At 51.2% G+C, this 1090-nt stretch carries 1 protein-coding gene; it reads right to left on the minus strand.

The features are described 5' to 3' along the window. Positions 1 to 79 precede the first annotated feature (79 nt). Positions 80 to 961, minus strand: a complete 882-nt coding sequence (locus HMPREF2726_RS05325; protein WP_070602534.1) for a YicC/YloC family endoribonuclease — start codon at positions 959 to 961, stop codon at positions 80 to 82. Between the last annotated feature and the right edge of the window lie 129 nt (positions 962 to 1090).

The raw sequence follows: 1090 nt of genomic DNA on the forward strand, positions 1-1090 counted from the left end.
AGGGGATGTCCAACTTTTGGGGTGCAGTTCAAAGCGGAAAATGGCTTTTCAGACGACCTTTTTCTTTATTTTTGAAGGCTTATTCGATATTTTGAACCTGCTCACGCATTTGTTCGATCAAGACTTTCAGTTCGACCGAAGCCTGCGTGCATTCCGCCGCGATCGCTTTGCTGCCCAGCGTGTTCGCTTCGCGGTTCAATTCCTGCATCAGGAAGTCCAAGCGTTTGCCCGCGCTGCCTTTGTTTTCCGTAACGATGCGGCGGACTTCGGCGATGTGCGTGCGCAGGCGGCTGAATTCTTCGTCAACATCGGATTTTTGGATAAACAGCGCAAATTCCTGCTGCAAACGGTCGTTGTCGATATTGCCGACCGCTTCCGCCAAACGCGCGTTCACCTTGTCCATATGCGCCTGGAGCAGGCTAGGGAACAGCTCGCTCAACGCATCCACGATTTCTTCCATGCTGGCCAAACGTTGCAACAGATGTTCGCCGAGTTTTTTGCCTTCGCGTTTGCGGGCGGCGGCAAACTCTTTCAACGCTTCGTCCAACAGCTCTTGCACGGTTTTTGCCAAAGCTTCGGGGTCTTCGCTTTGACCTGCCAATACGCCCGGAAAGCGCAACACTTCAGCGACCGTCAGCTTGCCGAAACCGTGTTCCTTGCGCCAAGTTTTGTTCAAATCGGCCAACTGTTTCACCAATTCTTCATTGGTTTCCAAACTCTGCCCGCTGACCGCCGCGTCTTGCAACTGAATGCGGCATTCCAATTTGCCGCGTGTGGCTGAAGCCGCAATTTTTTCGCGCAACGCGCCTTCCAGATAACGTAACTCTTCAGGCATACGGAATTGGACATCCAGATAACGGTGGTTCACCGCGCGGATTTCCAAATTCACGCGCTTGCCGCCGCATTCTCCTGCGGCATTGGCAAAGCCGGTCATACTGTGGATATGGATGGATTGAGTCATGGTTTTACTCCGTTTCAAAATACGAGTGAAAGTGGAGGGACTATATCATATCTGGACTTTGATGACTTCAAGTATGGTGGATTGGGTTGAAAAGATATAGCGGATTAACTTTAAATCAGGACAAGGCGA

This window comes from Neisseria sp. HMSC074B07 (genome assembly GCF_001810355.1).
Lineage (GTDB): Bacteria > Pseudomonadota > Gammaproteobacteria > Burkholderiales > Neisseriaceae > Neisseria.

Bases quoted from the DNA above. Each gene is read 5' to 3' on its own strand.
- HMPREF2726_RS05325 (WP_070602534.1), bottom strand. From the start codon at position 961: ATGACTCAATCCATCCATATCCACAGTATGACCGGCTTTGCCAATGCC.